The organism is Stieleria mannarensis (assembly GCF_014154935.1).
In the GTDB taxonomy this organism is placed as follows: Bacteria; Planctomycetota; Planctomycetia; order Pirellulales; family Pirellulaceae; genus Stieleria; species Stieleria mannarensis.
The window spans coordinates 183,551-200,804 of record NZ_JACEHH010000005.1; the positions used below are offsets into that span (position 1 = coordinate 183,551).

Consider the following 17,254-nt stretch of genomic DNA (forward strand, 5'->3'; position numbering starts at 1 on the left):
TCCCCCGGAAGAGGTCGTGCGGTTTTTGGGAATTCACCCTCCTGGCAGGAGGGTCGAGCGCGGCGAGGGGAAGAGCGAACGGTGAATTGCCGAACAAACTTTCGTCCTCCGGTCGCATCGAATCGCGGATCACCCCTCCCCGCTCCGAGCGCTCACTCCTCCGCGACCCTCCCAGGGTGGCCTGATGAAAATTGAGTGGCGTCTGATACTGGTGAACCGACAATGATTGCAAATTGCAAAATGAACACTGCAAATTGCAAAATGATTTGAGCGACGATTCCCGGCAAATTTGAAATTTGCAATGAACAATTTGCAATTTGCAATCCCTACACCGCCGGCGGGCACTCAATCACCTTCGACGCGTTCAACTCAATGAACCGCTGCCATTGCTCCGGCACATCCTCTTCATGAAAAATCGCTTCGGTCGGGCACTCGGGAACACAGGCACCGCAATCGATGCATTCGTCGGGGTCGATGTAGACCATCGTTGTGTCTTCGTGAAAGCACTCGACCGGGCAAACCGCCAGGCAGGCCTTGTCCTTGCACCCGATGCAGGGTTGAGTCACCACCATTGTCATGAGAACAGTCCTTAGTCTTTAGGCGTTAGTCTGTAGTGGACGAGGCAACGAGTCCCTCGTCGGTAAACGGAGCCAAGTCACGCTCCAACCAGGAAATGAGAAACGGACCTTGAAACCGGACACCGAGCACCAAGAAAAGTTGCAAAACGTCGAATCGATGACCGATCGGCCGGATGGCTGGCTGCTGCGCCGGTGGAAAAACGGAGACGAGAATGCGGCCGAAGTCCTGTTCGACCGCTACGCGATCCGGTTGGTCGCCTTGGTCGCCAGTCGCCTGAACCGACGCTATCGCTCTCAGATCGACCCCGACGAAGTCGTGCAGTCGGCGATGGGAAGTTTTTTCGACGCCGCCCGGCACAGTCGCATCCGAGTCAGCCAGAGTGTTTCGCTGTGGCGATTGCTGGCGACGTTTGCCCGTCGCAAGCTGGCGCGATCGATCGAGCGTCAGGGGGCAGCCAAGCGAGGCGGGGAGATGGCCCGCATCTCGCTCTCCCAGGTTTCCGATCCGCCGCGGAGCGCTAGCTCCCGGTTCCTGCCTCCCGAGGTTTCCAACGACGACGCAGACGAATTCATCAACCACCTCAAGTCGCAACTTCCGCCCGAACAATTCGCCGTCGTCGAAGGCTTGCTCGCCGGCCAAACGCAGCGCGAGATCGCCGAATCACTAAGCATTGACGAACGCACCGTACGGCGGCGAGTCGCCAAGATCCGTCAATCGCTCGCCGTCCACCGCAACTCGATGAGCAAGCTGACGACGCAGCCCGACAGTCGCCGTGTTCTCCGAACTCGGCGAATCGCAAAAGCGAAGCCTTGCCCCGCGCCGACCTCGGAGAGGACGGCGACGGTCCAGCCCGCTCCAAACCGAGGTCACACCAGACGCCTCGCGTCGTCCACGACGGAGTTACCCCGCATCACCTACAACCGATTCGTGCTCGGCAAACTGATCGGCAGCGGCGGATTTGGCAAAGTCTATCGCGCGAGCCTGCAATCCGACGGCACGACCGTCGCAGTCAAATTCCTCCGTAGAGCGTACTGGCAGAACGAAGCCGCTCGGCAGTCATTCCTCCGCGAGATCAACGCCGCATCGCGGATCCACCACCCCGGAGTCCTTCGCTACCTCGGCTACGGCGAGTCACCACACGGCGGCCCTTACGTACTTAGCGAGTGGATCGACGGCCGGCCGCTGCACGCGCTCGACCGTCCCAGCGAGCGTTGCTTCACTCAGTGGCTACGACAAATCTGCGACGCCATCGCCGCGGTCCACGCCGCCGGCTTGGTGCACGGCGACCTGACACCGGCCAACATTCTCATCGACGATCACGACCGAATCACGATCACCGACTTCGGCTTCTCGCAAGCCACCCTCGACGCCTCCTCGCCGCCGCTCGGCGGCACCCTCGGCTTCGCAGCCCCCGAGCAAATCGACCCCGCCTTCGGCGACATCAGCCCCAAGACCGACACCTACGCCATCGGCGGCCTGATCCACTGGTACCTGTTTGGAACGCCCCCCAACGCGGGCGATGGTGCCGCGGAAACTTTACTGAAAACAATCGAAGACCAGCGTTCTCAAGATCCCACGGATCCGCAAACTGAAGCGCCCCTTCAAGCGATCCTACGAAGCTCGTTGGCGCCCTCACCGGCAGACCGAACCGCGACCGTCGAGGACATCCTCGAGCGACTCACAACCGACCACGCCACCACCGCCCCGCCAGCGAAATCCCGCACCGACCCTGGATGAGGCGACGAATCAAATCCTCTCCGCGGTCGTTCGGCCGATCACGGACGCGCCCTTCTGTCCAGGACAGGGGACTCGATTGCAAATTGCAAATTGAACATTTCAAATTGCGAATTTCGACACTTCCCCGTTCGAACTCCAGCGCCATGCGTGATTTCCACACAAGCCCACGACCGCAACCCGCCCTCCGATTTCTCTCCATGAATTCCCGATTTGCAATGTTCAATTTGCAATTTGCAATCCACTCTCTTGCCGTCCGCTACGAACCCGGGCCCCTCTAAACTTCAACGACAAACCCGTTGTGCTGAAGTTTGCCGGCGAGATCACAACACGAGCAATTGATGAACTGCGCCGCACCGCGGGTGAACATGCCGTAGTTGCTGATCCCTTTTTCGTCATGAAGGTGCCCGAACGCATGGATTCGCGGCTGGATCCTTTCATCGACATGCCTGCGCAGTGCCGCACAGCCGACTTGAACGATCGCACGAGACTCGATGTCGCGCGTCAGATCGGCGGAACCCTCGGCTTCGCAGCCCCCGAGCAAATCGACCCCGCCTTCGGCCACATCAGCCCCAAGACCGACACCTACGCCATCGGCGGCCTGATCCACTGGTACCTGTCCGGAACGCCCCCCAATGCAGGCGATGGTGCCGCGGAAACTCTACTGAAAACGATCGAAGACCAGCGTTCTCAAGATCCCACGGATCCGCAGCCCGAAGCGCCCCTTCAAGCAATCCTACGAAGCTCGCTGGCGCCCTCACCGGCAGCCCGAACCGCAACCGTCGAGGAGATCCTCCAGCGACTCACAACCGACCTCGCCACCACCGCCCCGCCAGCGAAATCCCCCACCGGTCCTGGATGAGGCGTTCGGCCCAATGACTCGACGCCACTGTTCCGGCACGCTGTCTTCGTCATCTGCACAGCAAGTCGACAGTGGGGCCCCGCTGAAGACACCGGCCGCTCCGTCGCTGCTCCCTTCCTTTCCCTAATATGAAATAATGTCCCATGGAGCATTCGGTCGGCGAATCTGGTGAGATGTCCGTTAGTTAATTTTTCAGCGTTTTGCTGCGTCGGCGTGTCGATGACCATGAAAACGGAGCCTGGAAAATGCATTGCCGAAGGTCTCCAGCGAAGGACAGTTGTCCAGAATGTCGTTCTGCCAAGCGACTGAGAAAACGAAGCTGCGAGGGGCTAACATCCTGACACTCGTCGACGACGAAGGTGTGAAATGGGTTCGCAGTGGAGCCTGTCTGCTCGCAGTAAACCATCGCCATTGTTTTCTTGCCCTGATTGGCTAAAGCCTCACGAGGATTCTGGAGCACTTTACAGACTTGCTTGCGACCAGATTCACCGTGACGAGTCTTGCGGCCGAGGCGTTTGAGTCCCGTGGTATTCAGACCAACCACTGAGGTTCCAGCCGTCAACAACATCGTTCCATTCATCAAGCAAAAACTGTGGAGCGAGCGATACCTCCTTGTTGTCTTTTGTGATCGACTTAATCAATTCCAAGATGCTCGTCATCTTCAACAGTTGCCAACGCTGTTATCCGGGAGCGAATGAGTTGCCTTGCAGTCTCGTCCATTGATGCGACAACAAGCGTTGGCGGTGTGTGCGATTCAGACAAATTTTTTGACAGTTATTCGGCGGGGACCAGCAGCTTCACCTTCTGCCGCAGGGATTTTGCGAGTTCCTCGGACAACGTCGTGAGCAACACACGGCCTTGGTTCGATTTTAGCGTGGCTGCGGCTCGGTGAATGGCAACGATCGTTTTGCCGGTTCCGGCGCTGCCTGAAACTCAGGCAGGTCTGCTGAAGCGGCGATGCACAAAGCTGCGTTGCGAGGGATGCAGGAAAACGATCCACTTTTCCCACGGTGCGTCGAGCGCCGCAGCGAGTTCGTCGACGTTGTCGAGCGCACGAAATCTAGCCAGAGCATCCGGGTGGCTGAAGGGATCGGCATCATCGGCAGCGATGCTCAGAGGCTGCGGTCGGCCGCCGGTTGCCAACACCAGCAGGGCTTCGGCGGCTTCGCTCGGCAATCGATCCGCGAGGGTCAGCAGCGAATCCTCATCGGCGGCCACACAAATGTCGACCCACTGGTCGGGCACTCCGTAAGTCAACAAGTCTTCCCTCGCCATGCCACTCAAACAGGGAGGCAAAGGTTTCGGGGCAGCTTCCACGTAGGTCGGAACCGCGATTTCTCGCACCGTTTCGCGGATTTCGACCAGCTGCGTGGCGCCCGTTTTGGGGTGTCGTTCCAGTTTTCGTTTTTCCGTCCATTGATAAGCCTTGTCGTGTTGGTCGACGTAGCACAGCAGCAGCGTCACGTCGGTCTTGTGAACGATCACACGGATATCACGCCCACGCGTATCGACCAAAAGTTTTTATCCTTGCAGCGCTCGATGCGATAGAACTGCAGCCCGGGGTTTGCTGGGTTGACCTGCAAATCCAAAGCGGTCGTCTTGACAGTTTTCTGCTCTTCGGCTGTAAGCCGAGTCAGGCTGTCGGTAAAAGTGTCGGAGATGCGGAATTGCATGGATATCTCGGCGAGAATCAGTTGTTTTCATCCAGGTCGAGTTGTTCACAATTTTCGTCCTGTTCGGTTGACTCAGATCCACTATCCGTAATACCCTGCCAGTCACGAACAACATCCGTCCAGTTTGCTGGTCGCTCGACTGATTTGCCTTCCGTATTACGCCCGGTCCAGACATCCCAAAAGTCTGGGTCATCCGAATGCGGTTGCTGTTCTTTCTTCAGGTCATCGATCCGAACCAATAGCGGAAGCTCCGTTGCCCAGCCAAGCATGATCGCGTGCTGCGACGGCAGCGACGGCAATTCGCGGAGCAGGCCTCGGAGGTTGTCGGGAACAAGCTTCTTGACGAGTTCTTGGTCGCGGTCATTGCTAATGCGATGCATTAAAAAAGTGTTGCACTGCGAAAGCACTGTCTGAGAGAGTTCAGACGGCCGCTGAGACGAAAGCACCAGTCCCAGACCAAACTTTCGCCCCTCCCTCGCAATTCGCTCGAAGACTTGGCAGCAGACCTTTGCGGCGTCGTGGTTGTCGACATCATCTTTGTAACGTTTGATGAAGGTGTGGGCTTCTTCCATCACCAAGACTGTCGGCAAAGCTTTCTTGTGGATCTTGCGATAACGTTGGAGCGATTCAAAAATCATCCGGCTACAAACCGCGATGACTACATGGACAATCTCCGTCGGAACCAAAGAAAGATCCAAAATCGAAATAGGGCTTTTATCCTCGCTATCACTGCCGACGTAGGTTTCTAGCCACTGCTGAAGGGTCGGAGAGTGATCTCCCTCGACGATCGAATTGCAGCGTGAATCGCTCAAGAACGCTCGAATCCGAGACACAAGAAAATCGATGAACTGGCTTGCGTTCTCCTGCGCTGCCAAAAGCTGCAGATGATCTGCTAGTTCGGTGCCCTTGAAATGAATCGGCATGTCTTCGTCGGGACCGTCTTCGTACAACAATCCACCGAGACAGTCCAAGGCATTGTTCATTGCACCAACGACTAAGCTTATGGCCTCCTCAGCAAATGGCTTGTAGAATTCAATTGTTTCTCCCTGTTTCTGGAAGGAGCTAAAACTATCCTTGAGTGCTGACTGAATACATTCGGTGATCTTCGAAATAGGAATATCGTTGAAATCTAAAATTTTGGCTGAAAGGTCCTCGGAAACGGACTTCAGCCAAAAACCAGTTTTGGTGGCATCGTCTCGGATTTCACCAGAGGTAAGTCTTCTCCGTACGCCAATCGTCACGCTTGTTAGATAGCGACGCAGCCCGAGCTTCTTTTCCTCGTATGTGTCCCCATCTGTGAGCCCACGTCCCGCCTTCACGTCTCGCAATGCACGACGAAGCATCGGACGCTGGGTTTTCGCCGTGGCCTGAGTAAACGAAGACCATTCTGCGCTGTTCCAAAACCAAAGCGGAACATGCAACGGATACTCACTGTCGCCAGGGTCAAGTTTGAATACGCGAGCGGTGTTCTTTTCTTGTACGTTGTGAAAGGCTCTCGCGTACTCGCCGTTCGGATCAAGAATCACAAAGCGAGCATTCGGTTTGCTACTCCCACCGTTGATTTCTCGCTTCCGCCTGGCGGCTTCCAGCGACCATCGAATCAATCCCGCGACGGTGCATGATTTTCCGCTTCCCGTGTTGCCAAGCACAGCGAGGTGTCGCCCGAACAGGCGGTCCGGGTCGATACTTACCTCAGCGTTCTCCGCCAGCGGACTTACACCAATGCGTACATGGCGGTTTTCACCTGATTCGACAATCGAGCGGAGTTGTTCATTGGTAGGTAGTACAACGGCTGATCCGACCGTAGGTAGAAGTCCCGCACCACGGCGGAATGAGTAGATCGCATCTGTCTTGCGCAGTGTCCCTAGCGGATTAAGGCAAAGCTTCCGCAGTGGGTACGGCAAGTCGATCACGCCGAAGTCTTTGACGCCACGGCGTTTTGGAAACGAAGAACGTTCGATGGTAAGCCATTCAATCTGCCCCACCACAAAACCGTCATCGATCGGGACCAATGCATATCCATTGATTCTTGGGAAAGGTCTCGCGCCGCCGGTGTTTAAAGCGACAGAGTCGGGAGCTTCAATGTCGAGTAGGACACGAAGTTCATCTGGTGAGACGAAGTCGACTGAACCAATCCGCAGGCTCTCTGCGAGCGAGAAAGGCGTTTCGCTCATAGCCCCTCCAAATCAAGTTCGATTTTTCGTGGATCGCGTTCAACGTTTTTAACTAGTGGTGTTTCAGGGCGATTTGCCTCAGGCGCTCGAGTGCCGAATCGAGCTTTCAACAGTTCCGCCATTCGGAACGTCGCTCGGTCGATTGCTGGCTTCGGTAGGTACGATTCAACTAACGTCCCGAATTCGCCGACGTGGTCACCTATTAGGAGAGAGACTTGAGCGTGACGACCAAGTTTCTCGTAGGTGTTCAAGATTCGCCTCAACGGGTCGTCAAAGGAAACGACGACAAGATGGGTCGATGGAACGGTAAGCATATCCTCGATGACGCGGTTCAAGTGATCGTCACCAAAGCCGTACCCGAATGTGACCAGCGTATGGTTCGGACGGCAAAGTGAAGCCGCGAAGTCACGAAACAACTCAGTGTAGGGATAAAAGGTTGTTTCCCTGTCCTTTGCGGCATTTGGGTAGATCATCAGCTGCGAAGGATCAGTCCCGACTTCGGCAAAGGCGGACGAGACCAAATTCGGGCTGCTGCCACCGAAGGGCAATCCAATGCGTCGAATTGTCCGGTCGAAGTCGACCCAATCGAGTGAACCGTGGAGTTTGGTGAAGCGTGCCACGCCCTCAAGGTATCGCGGTTCGCCACGGATGCCCGGTGGGTTATAGTGAATGTCCAAGTCAAGTCTGGACGAACGAAACACAGGGGAGACAGATCCGACGAACCGATCCAACAAACGCATCCCCGCCGCATCAGCTCCCGCTTCGATCACACGGTCGTAGTTAGTCGTGAAAAGGTGAAGTCGGTCGCGAGTCCCTGACCGACTAGCAAACGACATCAGAAAGCTAACTAAATAGTTGAACGCGGCCTCACGCTCCGGTTCGTTGGCCGACGCGATCCCACGCTCGCCATCATAGATGCTCTTCGCAAAACTTTCTAGCACGGTTTGAATGCTTGCCCTCAAAGAAGCAGCGTTTGATATAGACGTTTTGTCTCCGCTAACGCCGTAGACATCGAAACCTCTAAGCAATTCATTGGCTGAACGCAACTGGTCTTCGATGTTACCTTCGCTACGCCCGCAAGCTTTGGCCGAACGCCTTGCTTCGGCTTGAATCATTGGATCAAATGCACCGAAGTTGGCCTTCGCCATTCCAGGTAGGCCCTTACCGGTCGCGCGTCGGTGAACCGCATTAGAAAGCCCCGATCCTACTAGTAACGACAGATGCTCTGATTGGCAAAGCGATGTCAGCCAAGGTTCAATCCGCTCACGTAGTTTGCTAACGCCAAACTTCTCGTTCGGTCGTAGCCAACTGCAAGTCGAATCAGCTACCATCGCGAAGCATGGCTCGACCTCCCCTTCTTCACAGCTGACTTTCTCAAATAGCACCGGACCGAAGTCGTCTCGAGTTTTGATGACATTCGTCGATGCTGTAAGCTTCTGGTCCGATTCGCTACTCATTCCACCAACTCCCTTACGCGGGACACCTTCATGACCTCGTCGCCGAGGTGGTTGATGACTTTGACGGCGATGCGGCCGGATTTTGGTTGGGGGAAGGGGCGGGACACATCGCTGTTGAGACTGTCCCAGGCTTCTTTGTCGATCTCGGCTTTGAGGGTGGTCTTGAGGCTTTTGTAGGGGGCGTTGGCGCCGAGGAAGTAGGCGTGGCGGACGAAGAAGCTTTCTTCGTTGTAGTCGGTGTCGATGAACCAACAGGCGATGCCGTCGGCTCCGTCGCTGCGGACTTCGCCGGTGCTGGGCTGGAAGACGTCGACGCCGTTGATCTGGACTTCGATGTCGCCGAGCTTGGCGCCCTTGGCTTTGGACTCGCGGACCGTGATGTCGGGCTCGCCGAAGATCACGAACAGATTGCCTTTGCCGGTGTTCTTGAGGTCGGCCGACATGTGCATTTCGGCGTTCATGCGGGGCTTCAACACCTGAATGCGTCCACGCTTGTTGAACTCGGTGGCGTAGTCGGCGACTTGGCTGGTGTCGCTTCGGTCACGCACCAGACCTTGTTCGAGCGGGTCGATCAGCTCGTCGTCTTCGCCAACTGAAAGGGGGCGTTTTGGCGGGAGGGGCGCGACGGTAAAGCGGTCCACTACGGTATTCATCAGACTCGGTGCGCCTTCCGTCAACCAAATCGGGAATTTGATGCGGCAGAAGAACGGCCGGATGCTACTGAAGTGGTCCCCGCGCCGGTGTTGCAGCAGTGGAGCTGCCGCAGGAGCGACATTCCAATTAGCGACTTCTGCTTGCCGCCATTTTTCAAATCTACAGAAGTCGTTGACTACCGGGTTGGGGTCGTATTGGTGCTTCTCGGTCTGAAGACCTTCGGTATCAGCGAAGACCATTTCCCGTTGCTTCTCGGCCGACGCGTTCTTCTTTCCGCGAAGTTTCTTCGGCTTGGCGATGGGCATAGTGAAGCACACTATGCGGCGTGACTCTTTGACGCTCTGCGTCGGCAGGCCCGTGTCGTCGAGCTCCTGGTACTTCCCGGCGTGCTCGTATGGAGAATTGAGAATTGGCTGCTTGGAAAAGTCGGACACCCTGACCCCCGCCCACGTTGCAACTTGACCTTAAAGTGCCCAAAGCATACGTTCTCGCCATGGGGGCCGCAAACACACCACCAAAACGGAGGTTCCACGCTGGGTCAAAATGCCGAGAGGCTGTGATGAACTTTGGTCGGCGATTGCGACAATGGCGATCAGCAAAATCGATGACTCAATTTGAGCTCGCCGATCACATGGACGTGAACATGTCGTATAACATCAAAGTCGAAAACGAGGAGCTGCACTTTGGCGACTATCCATCGGAAAAGTTCATCCATAAGCTTGCGATTGAACTGAAAGCCGACGAGGATGAGTTGTTGCTGTTGGCCGATAAGGTGCCCGCGTTAATTCTCCGTAAAATTCGTCAGCGTCCTGGTCTGTTTCATCGCATTGCAAAAATGAACAAGAAGTTGCTGGGTGCCCTGGAGTTATCGATGCAAACAATGGGGCCTGGCGATTGATGTTGCTTGGGGCGATCTGGAGTTGGCTGGTTGTCTATTTGGGAACTATGCTCGTTTTTGGCTTGGGGATGGTGCCGCTTATCGGCTGCGCTGCCTACTGGCGTCGCCAGCAGTCCCGAAAGACTCGCCAGAATCCCCTAACTCGAACACTGCTGCGAAGCCCAGGGCATTCTCTTCGGAAAAAGATCGACGAGCTCGATCTCGAGATTGATTCGATCATCACCGCCTGGATGCTGCTTCCCGCCTTTACCTTCTCCGCCCATCTGTCGGACTCATATTTTCGCGGTGCCCCCGAGAGTGCAGTTCGTATCGTGGCGGGTATCATCGCAGCCGTCGGCATCTCGGTGGTTGTCGGCCGGATGCTCATCAAGAGACTCGACGAACTGCGTCAATACAAGCTTGGCCTAGAGGGCGAACTGGCAACGGGGCAGGAGCTGGATCAGTTGATGCTAGAAGGGTGTCGTGTGTTCCACGACATTCCATTTCCGTACGGGAACATCGACCATGTCGTGGTCAGCCGCAGCGGCGTTTTCACAGTCAACACCAAGATGCGAGGCAAACCCAAAGAAGGCGATGCGAACGCCGAAATCGTTGTGGACCACATAAAAGATGAGATTCGATTTCCTGATTTCACGTGGCGAATTCCGAGCAAGCAACTTGAGACGGAATCCCGTTGGCTCTCCCAGCACTTGAGTGCGGCAACGGGAAAGGCGATTGAATTGGTGCGAAAGCTGAGAGGGTCGGACAACCAATCCAGGTCTTCATCCCCTACATCGGCGAAACGCAAGATGAGAAGATGTATCGCGTCGTCATGGACCGCGAACGTTGGTTCAACGTGGTGATGGGAGAAGATTACCGAGTCGATCTCCAAAGCACGGACAAACTTGCAAAGCGAGTCCCATTTCCCCTGGAGGCTGCGGAGGAACTCGCATTTCGACTGGAAGCCGGTCCTTGCGAAAACGAACATCACTAATCCTGGAAAACCAAGCAACTCTACCTAGCAGAATTTCGAGGAGCACTATTGAACGGACGATCTATCCGCATCTTTCTCGTCGACGGTGACGCATCGGGGTTGCTGACCGCGGAGGTCATGAATTGGTCTGGCAAGATGCTTGTTTCGCCCCGCACGAAGCTCGCCGAATTGGCGAAGCGGGATGAAATCACTCGCACGGGGATCTATGTCTTGGCAGGTCCAGACCCGGAGAACCCGTCGGGTGAGATTGTTTACATCGGTGAGGGCGACAACGTTTTCAAACGATTGGCTTCTCACGACAAGGACGAAAAGAAGGAGTTTTGGACGCGATGTGTTGCGGTCATCAGCAAGGACTTAAACCTCACAAAGGCACACGTGAGGTACTTGGAGAGCCGGCTTATCGCCATGGGATACGCGGCGGGACGCGTCAAGATCCACAATGGTACCGCACCGCCTTTGCCACCGATGCCAGAAGCGGACATCGCAGACATGGAAGGTTTTCTGCAACACATTGAACTTGTACTACCGGTTCTGGGGTTTTCGTTCCTCAAACCCAAACCGTCAATAGGCGAATTTACCCCAGGGGCCGAGGGCACGAACGACGCTTCTCCTGTATTTGAGTTCTCCTCCGGCGAGGCCACTGCAAAGGCGCAGGAGATTAATGGGGAATTCATCGTTTTGAAGGGATCGACGGCAACGTTGGAACCTCGTGCGAGCTGGACCAGTTACCGCGAGCTTCGACAGCAGCTCGTCGACGACAAGAAGCTGGTCGAGGTTCCTGGCAAAGGATTATTGCTCTTTGCGGAGGACGTCTACCTCAGCAGCCCCAGTGCCGGTGCTGCAATCGTGGCCGCCGGAAACACCAACGGCCGAGTGGCGTGGAAGGTCGCGAACACTCGCGAAACCTACGGCGATTGGCACCAATCGCAAATCCCCGCCGAAACGGAAGACTAGACAGTGGAGCGGCAGTTTTCAGTGGATGGCTGGTTAAATCGGATCTCGAAGTTGAATAAGGCCCGGAACAACGCGCCGCACAAGCCGCTGCTGCTGTTGACGGTTCTTGATTTGGCCGAAGCGGATGAGTTGCGGGACGAGGCGATATCGTTGACGCCGGAGATTGCCTTTCGTTTCGAGACGTTTGCTCAAATTGTGGCGTATCGCCGGACACGGCGGATTGATATTCGGATGCCTTTCCATCATTTGAAATCCGATGGGTTTTGGCAGGCGTTTACTCAGGACGGCTCATCGTCGAAGCATCGGTCGGTCACCAAATACGTGGTACCGGACCCGGGCTTTGTCGCAGCTTGTTCGGATCGGGGTTTTCGTGACGCGGCGCGGCGTTTGATCATTGCGAAACACTTTGAGCCGGCGGAGCGGAACGCTCTCTACCACATGGTCGGTCTGGCAATCCCAGATGAGGATCAGATTGCGCGGGATGCGAACTTTGAGATCCCAGAGGATGCTGAGCGAGCCGGCAGGAACGGGCGGTTTCGCATCGATGTCGCTGCCGCTTACGCATTCAGTTGTGCATTGACTGGATTTCGTATCACCACACTTGACGGTGGTTCAATCGTCGACGCGGCACACATTCATCAATTCGCCGATTCACGGAACAATGACCCGCGCAACGGCTTGGCCCTGAGCAAGAATGCTCATTGGCTTTTCGATCGAGGCCTCTGGTCCATTGATGACGACTTCCGGGTACTCGTCGCTGTCGATGAGTTTGCCGAATCCTGCCCCGATCAAACCTCGCTGGTTGACTACCACGGAAAACAACTTCGGCTTCCCATCAACGAGCAACTTTGGCCCGATCGCCAGCACTGCCGGTGGCATCGCAAACATCGCTTCCGAGGATCCATATAGTCATGGGCCAGTTAGCGCGATTCTTGCAGCAGGCCTTTGCGGGGCAGTGTCCGAAGGGATGGACGTGCTCGCCGGAGAAACGCGTCCTTACCGCGGAGATGGAACGACTACTGGGGTATAACCCGAGGGCGGACATTTGCCTTGAGCGTCACGACGGGGCTCGCAGATTGTGGATTGAATTTGAGGTCAGTCGTGCAGACCCGGTTGCTAACCACGCGAAGTTCGCGACTTCTCATCTGTTCAATCCTTTCGGTGAGGCCGATGTCTTCGTTTCCATGGTCAGTTCGCATGTGACTCGTGGTCGCAGAAACTTGGCTTCAAACACCGTCCATTTGCTTAGGCATGTCGGGATTCAGTCGTTTCAAACGGTCCTGCTTCCAACGATCGGACCTGAGCGAATCAAGCAACTGAATCACACGTCGGTTAAGGAACTTCAGGACACGGCGCTGGACGTCGCGTCAGAGCAAGAGCGGGTCTTTCAGGTCGTGGATCCTGTCCTGGAAAGTGACGGACAGCGGGTTCATTTCGCCTCCGAGCTATTTGAAGTGATTCGCAATCTTCATCAGTGGAACGTTCAGATTTCCGATCCAGATGCGAAACAACTCTGGAAGCGGCGGACGGTCACCTATTTTGTCTTTGATCCTGTATCAAAGCTCTTTGCTCCATCAAAGTTCTGTGCCTACGTGATACCGAACCAATCGCACTCGATCATTGAGACGCCAGCCGCTGGCTTGATGGATGTCGCGACCTACTGCAAATTTGACCAATCCGATCGGCGATTCGATGGGCAGCGTGCTCGATTGCACCTTACCAAGAGTCTTGGGATGACTTTGATGGAGCCATCGGAATCCCCCGCCATCGATAGTGCCTTTGCGACTTGGTGTGAACGAAACGAATCCAGTATCCTGGTCCATCCCAACGGCCCAAAGTTCGTTCGGCCACCGGATTGGTACTGATTGGATCCGCACGCTGCCTCTGACCGGTGAAGGCATCGAGTCGGTAGAATCTCGTTTTTGCAATCGCCGTAAGCTTTGTCATTTTTTTATCCTGTAGTCATCCTGTGGAACCCGGACTCTACGATCAACTTTTAACGCAATCGGTTGAGGACGCGATCGCTCGACTGGGCGATCCTCGCCTGGCGACGCTTGCGCCGGTTGACGCCGAGGAGTCGCACTCGGTCCTGGCTCAGTTTCTTGAACGGCTGATTGCCAGCAGCCTGGCAGCCTTTCGTGGTGCTGATGCCGCTGACAAGCAAAGACAACTGACCAACAGGGTTCTATCCACGCTCGCAGATGCGTTGCACGACGGAGACACTGATGCCCTGAGTATCGCCAGCCCGCTGCAACGGCTGCTGGCTGTTCATCAATCAGTCGATGGTGTTTCAAACGAGCGGCCCGACAGCCCGCTTTCTCGCTGCTCGCTACTAACGGGCACTCGTCTCGACGCCAGCCTCGGCAGTCAGCTTCGCAAGGAGATCGCAACTTGCGATCGTGTGGATATCCTGTGTTCGTTCATCAAGTGGAGCGGCTTGCGTGTAATCTTGGATCATCTTCGGGAGCTTGTGGAGCGGAATGCCGAATTGGCAGTCCGCGTGATCACCACCAGCTATATGGGAGCCACGGACCCCAAAGCGGTTGAAGCGTTGAGCGAGCTTCCGCGAACAGAAGTGAGAGTCAGCTACGACACGAAACGAACTCGCTTGCACGCCAAAGCCTATCTGTTTCATCGCACGACAGGCTTCAGCAGCGCCTACGTGGGTTCCGCCAATCTGTCCAACGCGGCGTTGTCTGAGGGGCTTGAGTGGACGACAAAACTTAGCCAGTACGAATTGCCTTACCTGTGGGACAAGGTCGCGGGTACGTTTGAAACATACTGGCAAGACGACGAGTTCCAAACGTTTGACGGGCAGTCACTGCCTCGACTTCGGCAAGCGATTCGCACTGAACGGAACGCCGGATCCACACTCACCCCAGCGGTCAACTTTGACTTGCGACCGTTTCCTTTTCAGGAAGAGATTCTCGACGTCATCGCAGCCGAACGCGAGGTTCAGCACAAACACAAGCATCTGATCGTCGCCGCCACGGGCACCGGCAAAACGATGATTGCCGCGTTCGATTACGCACGGGTGGCGAGAGAGCTGGGTCGAAAACCGACATTGTTGTTCATCGCTCATCGAAAGGAAATCCTGAACCAAGCTTTGGCAGCGTTTCGATGCGTGCTACGCGATCAAAACTTCGGGGATCTTTTGGTGGACGGCCGTCGGCCGGAGCAACACGAACATCTGTTCTGTTCGATTCAGAGTTTCAACTCACGAAATCTTCGCGAGGAATCAGCCGAACAATTCGAATATGTGGTTGTTGACGAGTTTCATCATGCCGCGGCACCCAGCTACCAATCCTTGCTGGATCACGTTCAGCCGAAGGTCCTGCTGGGGTTAACTGCCACGCCGGAGCGGACGGACCAACTGGATGTGATGCACTGGTTCGGCGGTCGAGCGAGCGCCGAAATCCGGTTGCCAGATGCGATTTCACGTCGATTGCTTTGCCCGTTTCAATATTTCGGCGTTTCTGACTCAGTTGACCTCGATGATCTGAATTGGCAACGCGGCGGTTATCGCATTGACGACTTGGATCGGCTGTACACAGGAAATGACGTCCGAGCAAAGTTGGTGCTGGAGAAGTTCCTCGAAACGGTATTGGATCCACAAGAGGTTCGAGGTCTTGGATTTTGCTGCAGTGTTGCTCATGCAGAATTCATGGCCCGGTTCTTTGATGATCATGGTATCGCGTCGGTCGCATTGTCAGCAAATTCGACCAGCGAGCAACGCAATTCCGCTCAGCAGCGGCTGCGAGAGCAATCTGTCAACTTTCTCTTTGTGGTCGACCTTTACAACGAAGGCGTCGATATTCCTGAAATCGATACGGTGCTGTTTCTGCGACCGACGGAAAGCTTGACCGTCTTCCTCCAGCAATTGGGGCGCGGGCTGCGATTGCACCCAGGCAAGGAGTGCCTGACGGTGCTCGATTTCATTGGCGCTCAGCGCAGGGAATTTCGGTTCGCCAGTCGTTTCCGAGCCCTGAGCGAAAAGCCGACCACGAAACTCGACCAAGAAATCGCAAACGGTTTTCCCCATTTGCCAAGCGGCTGTGTGATCAAACTGGAGAGAGTCGCGCAGCAACGAGTGCTTGAAAATGTTCGTGAGTCCATTCGTTTGGTCCGCCCACGGATGCTGGGGTCGCTGCGTGATCTGAAGCAGTATCTGGGACGCGTACCAACACTCGAAGACTCGCTCGACTTTTTCGACACGACGCTTGACGAATTACTCAAACGCGGCCTTTGGTCACGCCTGTTGGCAGATGCAGGCCTGGTTGAAGTAAAGGAGTCTCCGGACGAAAAACAACTTGCGAAAGGGATCCGTCGTCTAAGTCACATCAATTGCCCGTTGCAGATCCAGGCTGCAATGCAATATCTCGATCAGCAGTCACGCCTCGAGAATGGTGTTGCTGAGATGTTGCACGTGTCATTGTGGGGTACAAAGCACGCGGAAATGTCACTCGCCGAGGCGGACAAGCGATTGCGCCGTAATCCGGTGGTTGTTGATGATCTGCGATGCATCTTGGAATACCGATTGAAGCACTCGCCGTTGATCGCAAGTCGAAACACAACGGCGTTTGAGCCGCTAGCCATTCACGCCGCGTACACAAGGGACGAAATCCTGGTCGCGCTCGGGCACTGGAATTTCAACGACCGGCCGAGCCAACGCGAAGGCGTCCTACACATGAAGGATCGCAAGCTGGATGTCTTCTTCGTGACTCTACAAAAAACCGAGGATGAGTACTCGCCGACGACGATGTACGAAGACTATTTGATTTCGCACGACCAGTTTCATTGGCAGTCGCAAAGCAACACGTCCGTGCAATCGCCCACTGGCCAACGCTACCTCCGTCACCGCGATCAAGGCTACACACCGCTATTATTCGTTCGCGAGACAAAGAACCTGCCTTCTGGGCTTTCGGCTCCCTATCACTTCCTCGGGCCGTGCCGCTACTTAAGCCACATCGGCAGCCGACCCATTAGCATCGTTTGGCAGCTCGAGTCTCCCGTTCCAACTCGACTACTACGTACCATGGCTCGGCAGATCGCTGTTTGAGGTGCTACCAGGTCGGCCGCAGAGACGAAGTATTAACTCGCTGGATTCACCCACATGGGTTGCAGTTCGCTGGTTCGACTGTCAATGCAGTGTTTGCTCCGGCAGCGTGAACCGTGTGGCGGCAGCGTGGCGGGTGTTCTGCTGGAAAGGTTTTTCGCTTGATTGAAGAATCTGAGGGAGACGATGCCCACCGATAGCAGCGCGGATCCGCAGATCCCCGGCCGCATCGCACCCGTG

The 17,254-nt window shown here is 55.7% G+C and carries 15 protein-coding genes and 1 pseudogene; 8 read left to right on the top strand and 8 right to left on the bottom strand.

The window, feature by feature from the left end:
* Window positions 1–326: 326 nt before the first annotated feature.
* Window positions 327–578 (bottom strand): ferredoxin family protein, encoded by a 252-nt coding sequence (locus tag H1B37_RS05375; protein WP_182865603.1) that lies wholly within the window; start codon window positions 576–578, stop codon window positions 327–329.
* Window positions 579–687: 109 nt separating this feature from the next.
* Between H1B37_RS05375 and H1B37_RS05380 the strand changes: the two genes are divergently transcribed.
* Both H1B37_RS05380 and H1B37_RS05385 read left to right on the top strand, forming a co-directional pair.
* Window positions 688–2,316 carry a protein kinase domain-containing protein gene (locus H1B37_RS05380; RefSeq protein WP_182865604.1) on the top strand — a complete coding sequence of 543 codons (1,629 nt, stop codon included), beginning with the start codon at window positions 688–690 and terminating at the stop codon, window positions 2,314–2,316.
* Window positions 2,317–2,614: 298 nt separating this feature from the next.
* Window positions 2,615–3,175 carry a protein kinase family protein gene (locus H1B37_RS05385; RefSeq protein ID WP_182865605.1) on the top strand — a complete coding sequence of 187 codons (561 nt, stop codon included), beginning with the start codon at window positions 2,615–2,617 and terminating at the stop codon, window positions 3,173–3,175.
* Between the two features lie 184 nt (window positions 3,176–3,359).
* Here H1B37_RS05385 and H1B37_RS34305 read toward each other — a convergent pair whose 3' ends face one another.
* From H1B37_RS34305 to H1B37_RS33335, 7 genes and pseudogenes are all read right to left on the bottom strand, one after another.
* Window positions 3,360–3,755 (bottom strand): UvrD-helicase domain-containing protein, encoded by a 396-nt coding sequence (locus H1B37_RS34305; RefSeq protein WP_353620783.1) that lies wholly within the window; start codon window positions 3,753–3,755, stop codon window positions 3,360–3,362.
* Window positions 3,756–3,949: 194 nt separating this feature from the next.
* A pseudogene (locus H1B37_RS34310) lies at window positions 3,950–4,096 on the bottom strand (hypothetical protein); the annotation flags it as partial.
* Between the two features lie 12 nt (window positions 4,097–4,108).
* Window positions 4,109–4,690, bottom strand: coding sequence for a hypothetical protein (locus tag H1B37_RS33325; protein WP_220498050.1), 582 nt, complete (start codon window positions 4,688–4,690; stop codon window positions 4,109–4,111).
* A complete protein-coding gene (locus tag H1B37_RS33330; protein WP_220498051.1) occupies window positions 4,657–4,848 on the bottom strand; it encodes a hypothetical protein in 192 nt (63 codons plus the stop codon). Before H1B37_RS33330 ends, H1B37_RS33325 begins: the two co-directional genes overlap by 34 nt.
* Window positions 4,849–4,865: 17 nt before the next feature.
* Window positions 4,866–7,022 (bottom strand): ATP-binding protein, encoded by a 2,157-nt coding sequence (locus tag H1B37_RS05400; protein ID WP_182865607.1) that lies wholly within the window; start codon window positions 7,020–7,022, stop codon window positions 4,866–4,868.
* On the bottom strand, window positions 7,019–8,479 hold the full coding sequence (locus H1B37_RS05405; protein WP_182865608.1) for an SIR2 family protein: 1,461 nt from the start codon (window positions 8,477–8,479) through the stop codon (window positions 7,019–7,021). The genes H1B37_RS05400 and H1B37_RS05405 overlap by 4 nt, the downstream gene beginning before the upstream one ends.
* Entirely contained in the window at window positions 8,476–9,567 is a 1,092-nt protein-coding gene (locus H1B37_RS33335; protein ID WP_220498052.1) for a hypothetical protein, read from the bottom strand. Before H1B37_RS33335 ends, H1B37_RS05405 begins: the two co-directional genes overlap by 4 nt.
* Before the next feature lie 170 nt (window positions 9,568–9,737).
* Here H1B37_RS33335 and H1B37_RS05415 point away from each other — a divergent pair, with 170 nt between their 5' ends.
* From H1B37_RS05415 to H1B37_RS05440, 6 genes are all read left to right on the top strand, one after another.
* Window positions 9,738–10,031, top strand: coding sequence for an XRE family transcriptional regulator (locus tag H1B37_RS05415; protein ID WP_286177422.1), 294 nt, complete (start codon window positions 9,738–9,740; stop codon window positions 10,029–10,031).
* A complete protein-coding gene (locus H1B37_RS05420) occupies window positions 10,031–10,873 on the top strand; it encodes a nuclease-related domain-containing protein (RefSeq protein WP_286177437.1) in 843 nt (280 codons plus the stop codon). Before H1B37_RS05415 ends, H1B37_RS05420 begins: the two co-directional genes overlap by 1 nt.
* 179 nt (window positions 10,874–11,052) lie before the next feature.
* A complete protein-coding gene (locus H1B37_RS05425) occupies window positions 11,053–11,958 on the top strand; it encodes a GIY-YIG nuclease family protein (RefSeq protein ID WP_220498053.1) in 906 nt (301 codons plus the stop codon).
* 3 nt (window positions 11,959–11,961) lie between these two features.
* Window positions 11,962–12,867 (top strand): HNH endonuclease, encoded by a 906-nt coding sequence (locus H1B37_RS34315; protein WP_182865610.1) that lies wholly within the window; start codon window positions 11,962–11,964, stop codon window positions 12,865–12,867.
* Between the two features lie 311 nt (window positions 12,868–13,178).
* Complete coding sequence (locus tag H1B37_RS05435; RefSeq protein WP_182865611.1) at window positions 13,179–13,823, top strand: hypothetical protein; 645 nt, start codon at window positions 13,179–13,181, stop codon at window positions 13,821–13,823.
* 104 nt (window positions 13,824–13,927) lie between these two features.
* A complete protein-coding gene (locus H1B37_RS05440; RefSeq protein ID WP_353620784.1) occupies window positions 13,928–17,017 on the top strand; it encodes a DEAD/DEAH box helicase in 3,090 nt (1,029 codons plus the stop codon).
* Window positions 17,018–17,254: the final 237 nt, after the last annotated feature.

Excerpts from the sequence above, each read along its gene's own strand:
- H1B37_RS05375 (WP_182865603.1), bottom strand. The coding sequence starts at position 578 with ATGACAATGGTGGTGACTCAACCCTGCATCGGGTGCAAGGACAAGGCC.
- H1B37_RS34305 (WP_353620783.1), bottom strand. The coding sequence starts at position 3,755 with ATGAATGGAACGATGTTGTTGACGGCTGGAACCTCAGTGGTTGGTCTG.
- H1B37_RS33330 (WP_220498051.1), bottom strand. The coding sequence starts at position 4,848 with ATGCAATTCCGCATCTCCGACACTTTTACCGACAGCCTGACTCGGCTT.
- H1B37_RS05400 (WP_182865607.1), bottom strand. The coding sequence starts at position 7,022 with ATGAGCGAAACGCCTTTCTCGCTCGCAGAGAGCCTGCGGATTGGTTCA.
- H1B37_RS05405 (WP_182865608.1), bottom strand. The coding sequence starts at position 8,479 with ATGAGTAGCGAATCGGACCAGAAGCTTACAGCATCGACGAATGTCATC.
- H1B37_RS05415 (WP_286177422.1), top strand. The coding sequence starts at position 9,738 with ATGACTCAATTTGAGCTCGCCGATCACATGGACGTGAACATGTCGTAT.
- H1B37_RS05420 (WP_286177437.1), top strand. The coding sequence starts at position 10,031 with ATGTTGCTTGGGGCGATCTGGAGTTGGCTGGTTGTCTATTTGGGAACT.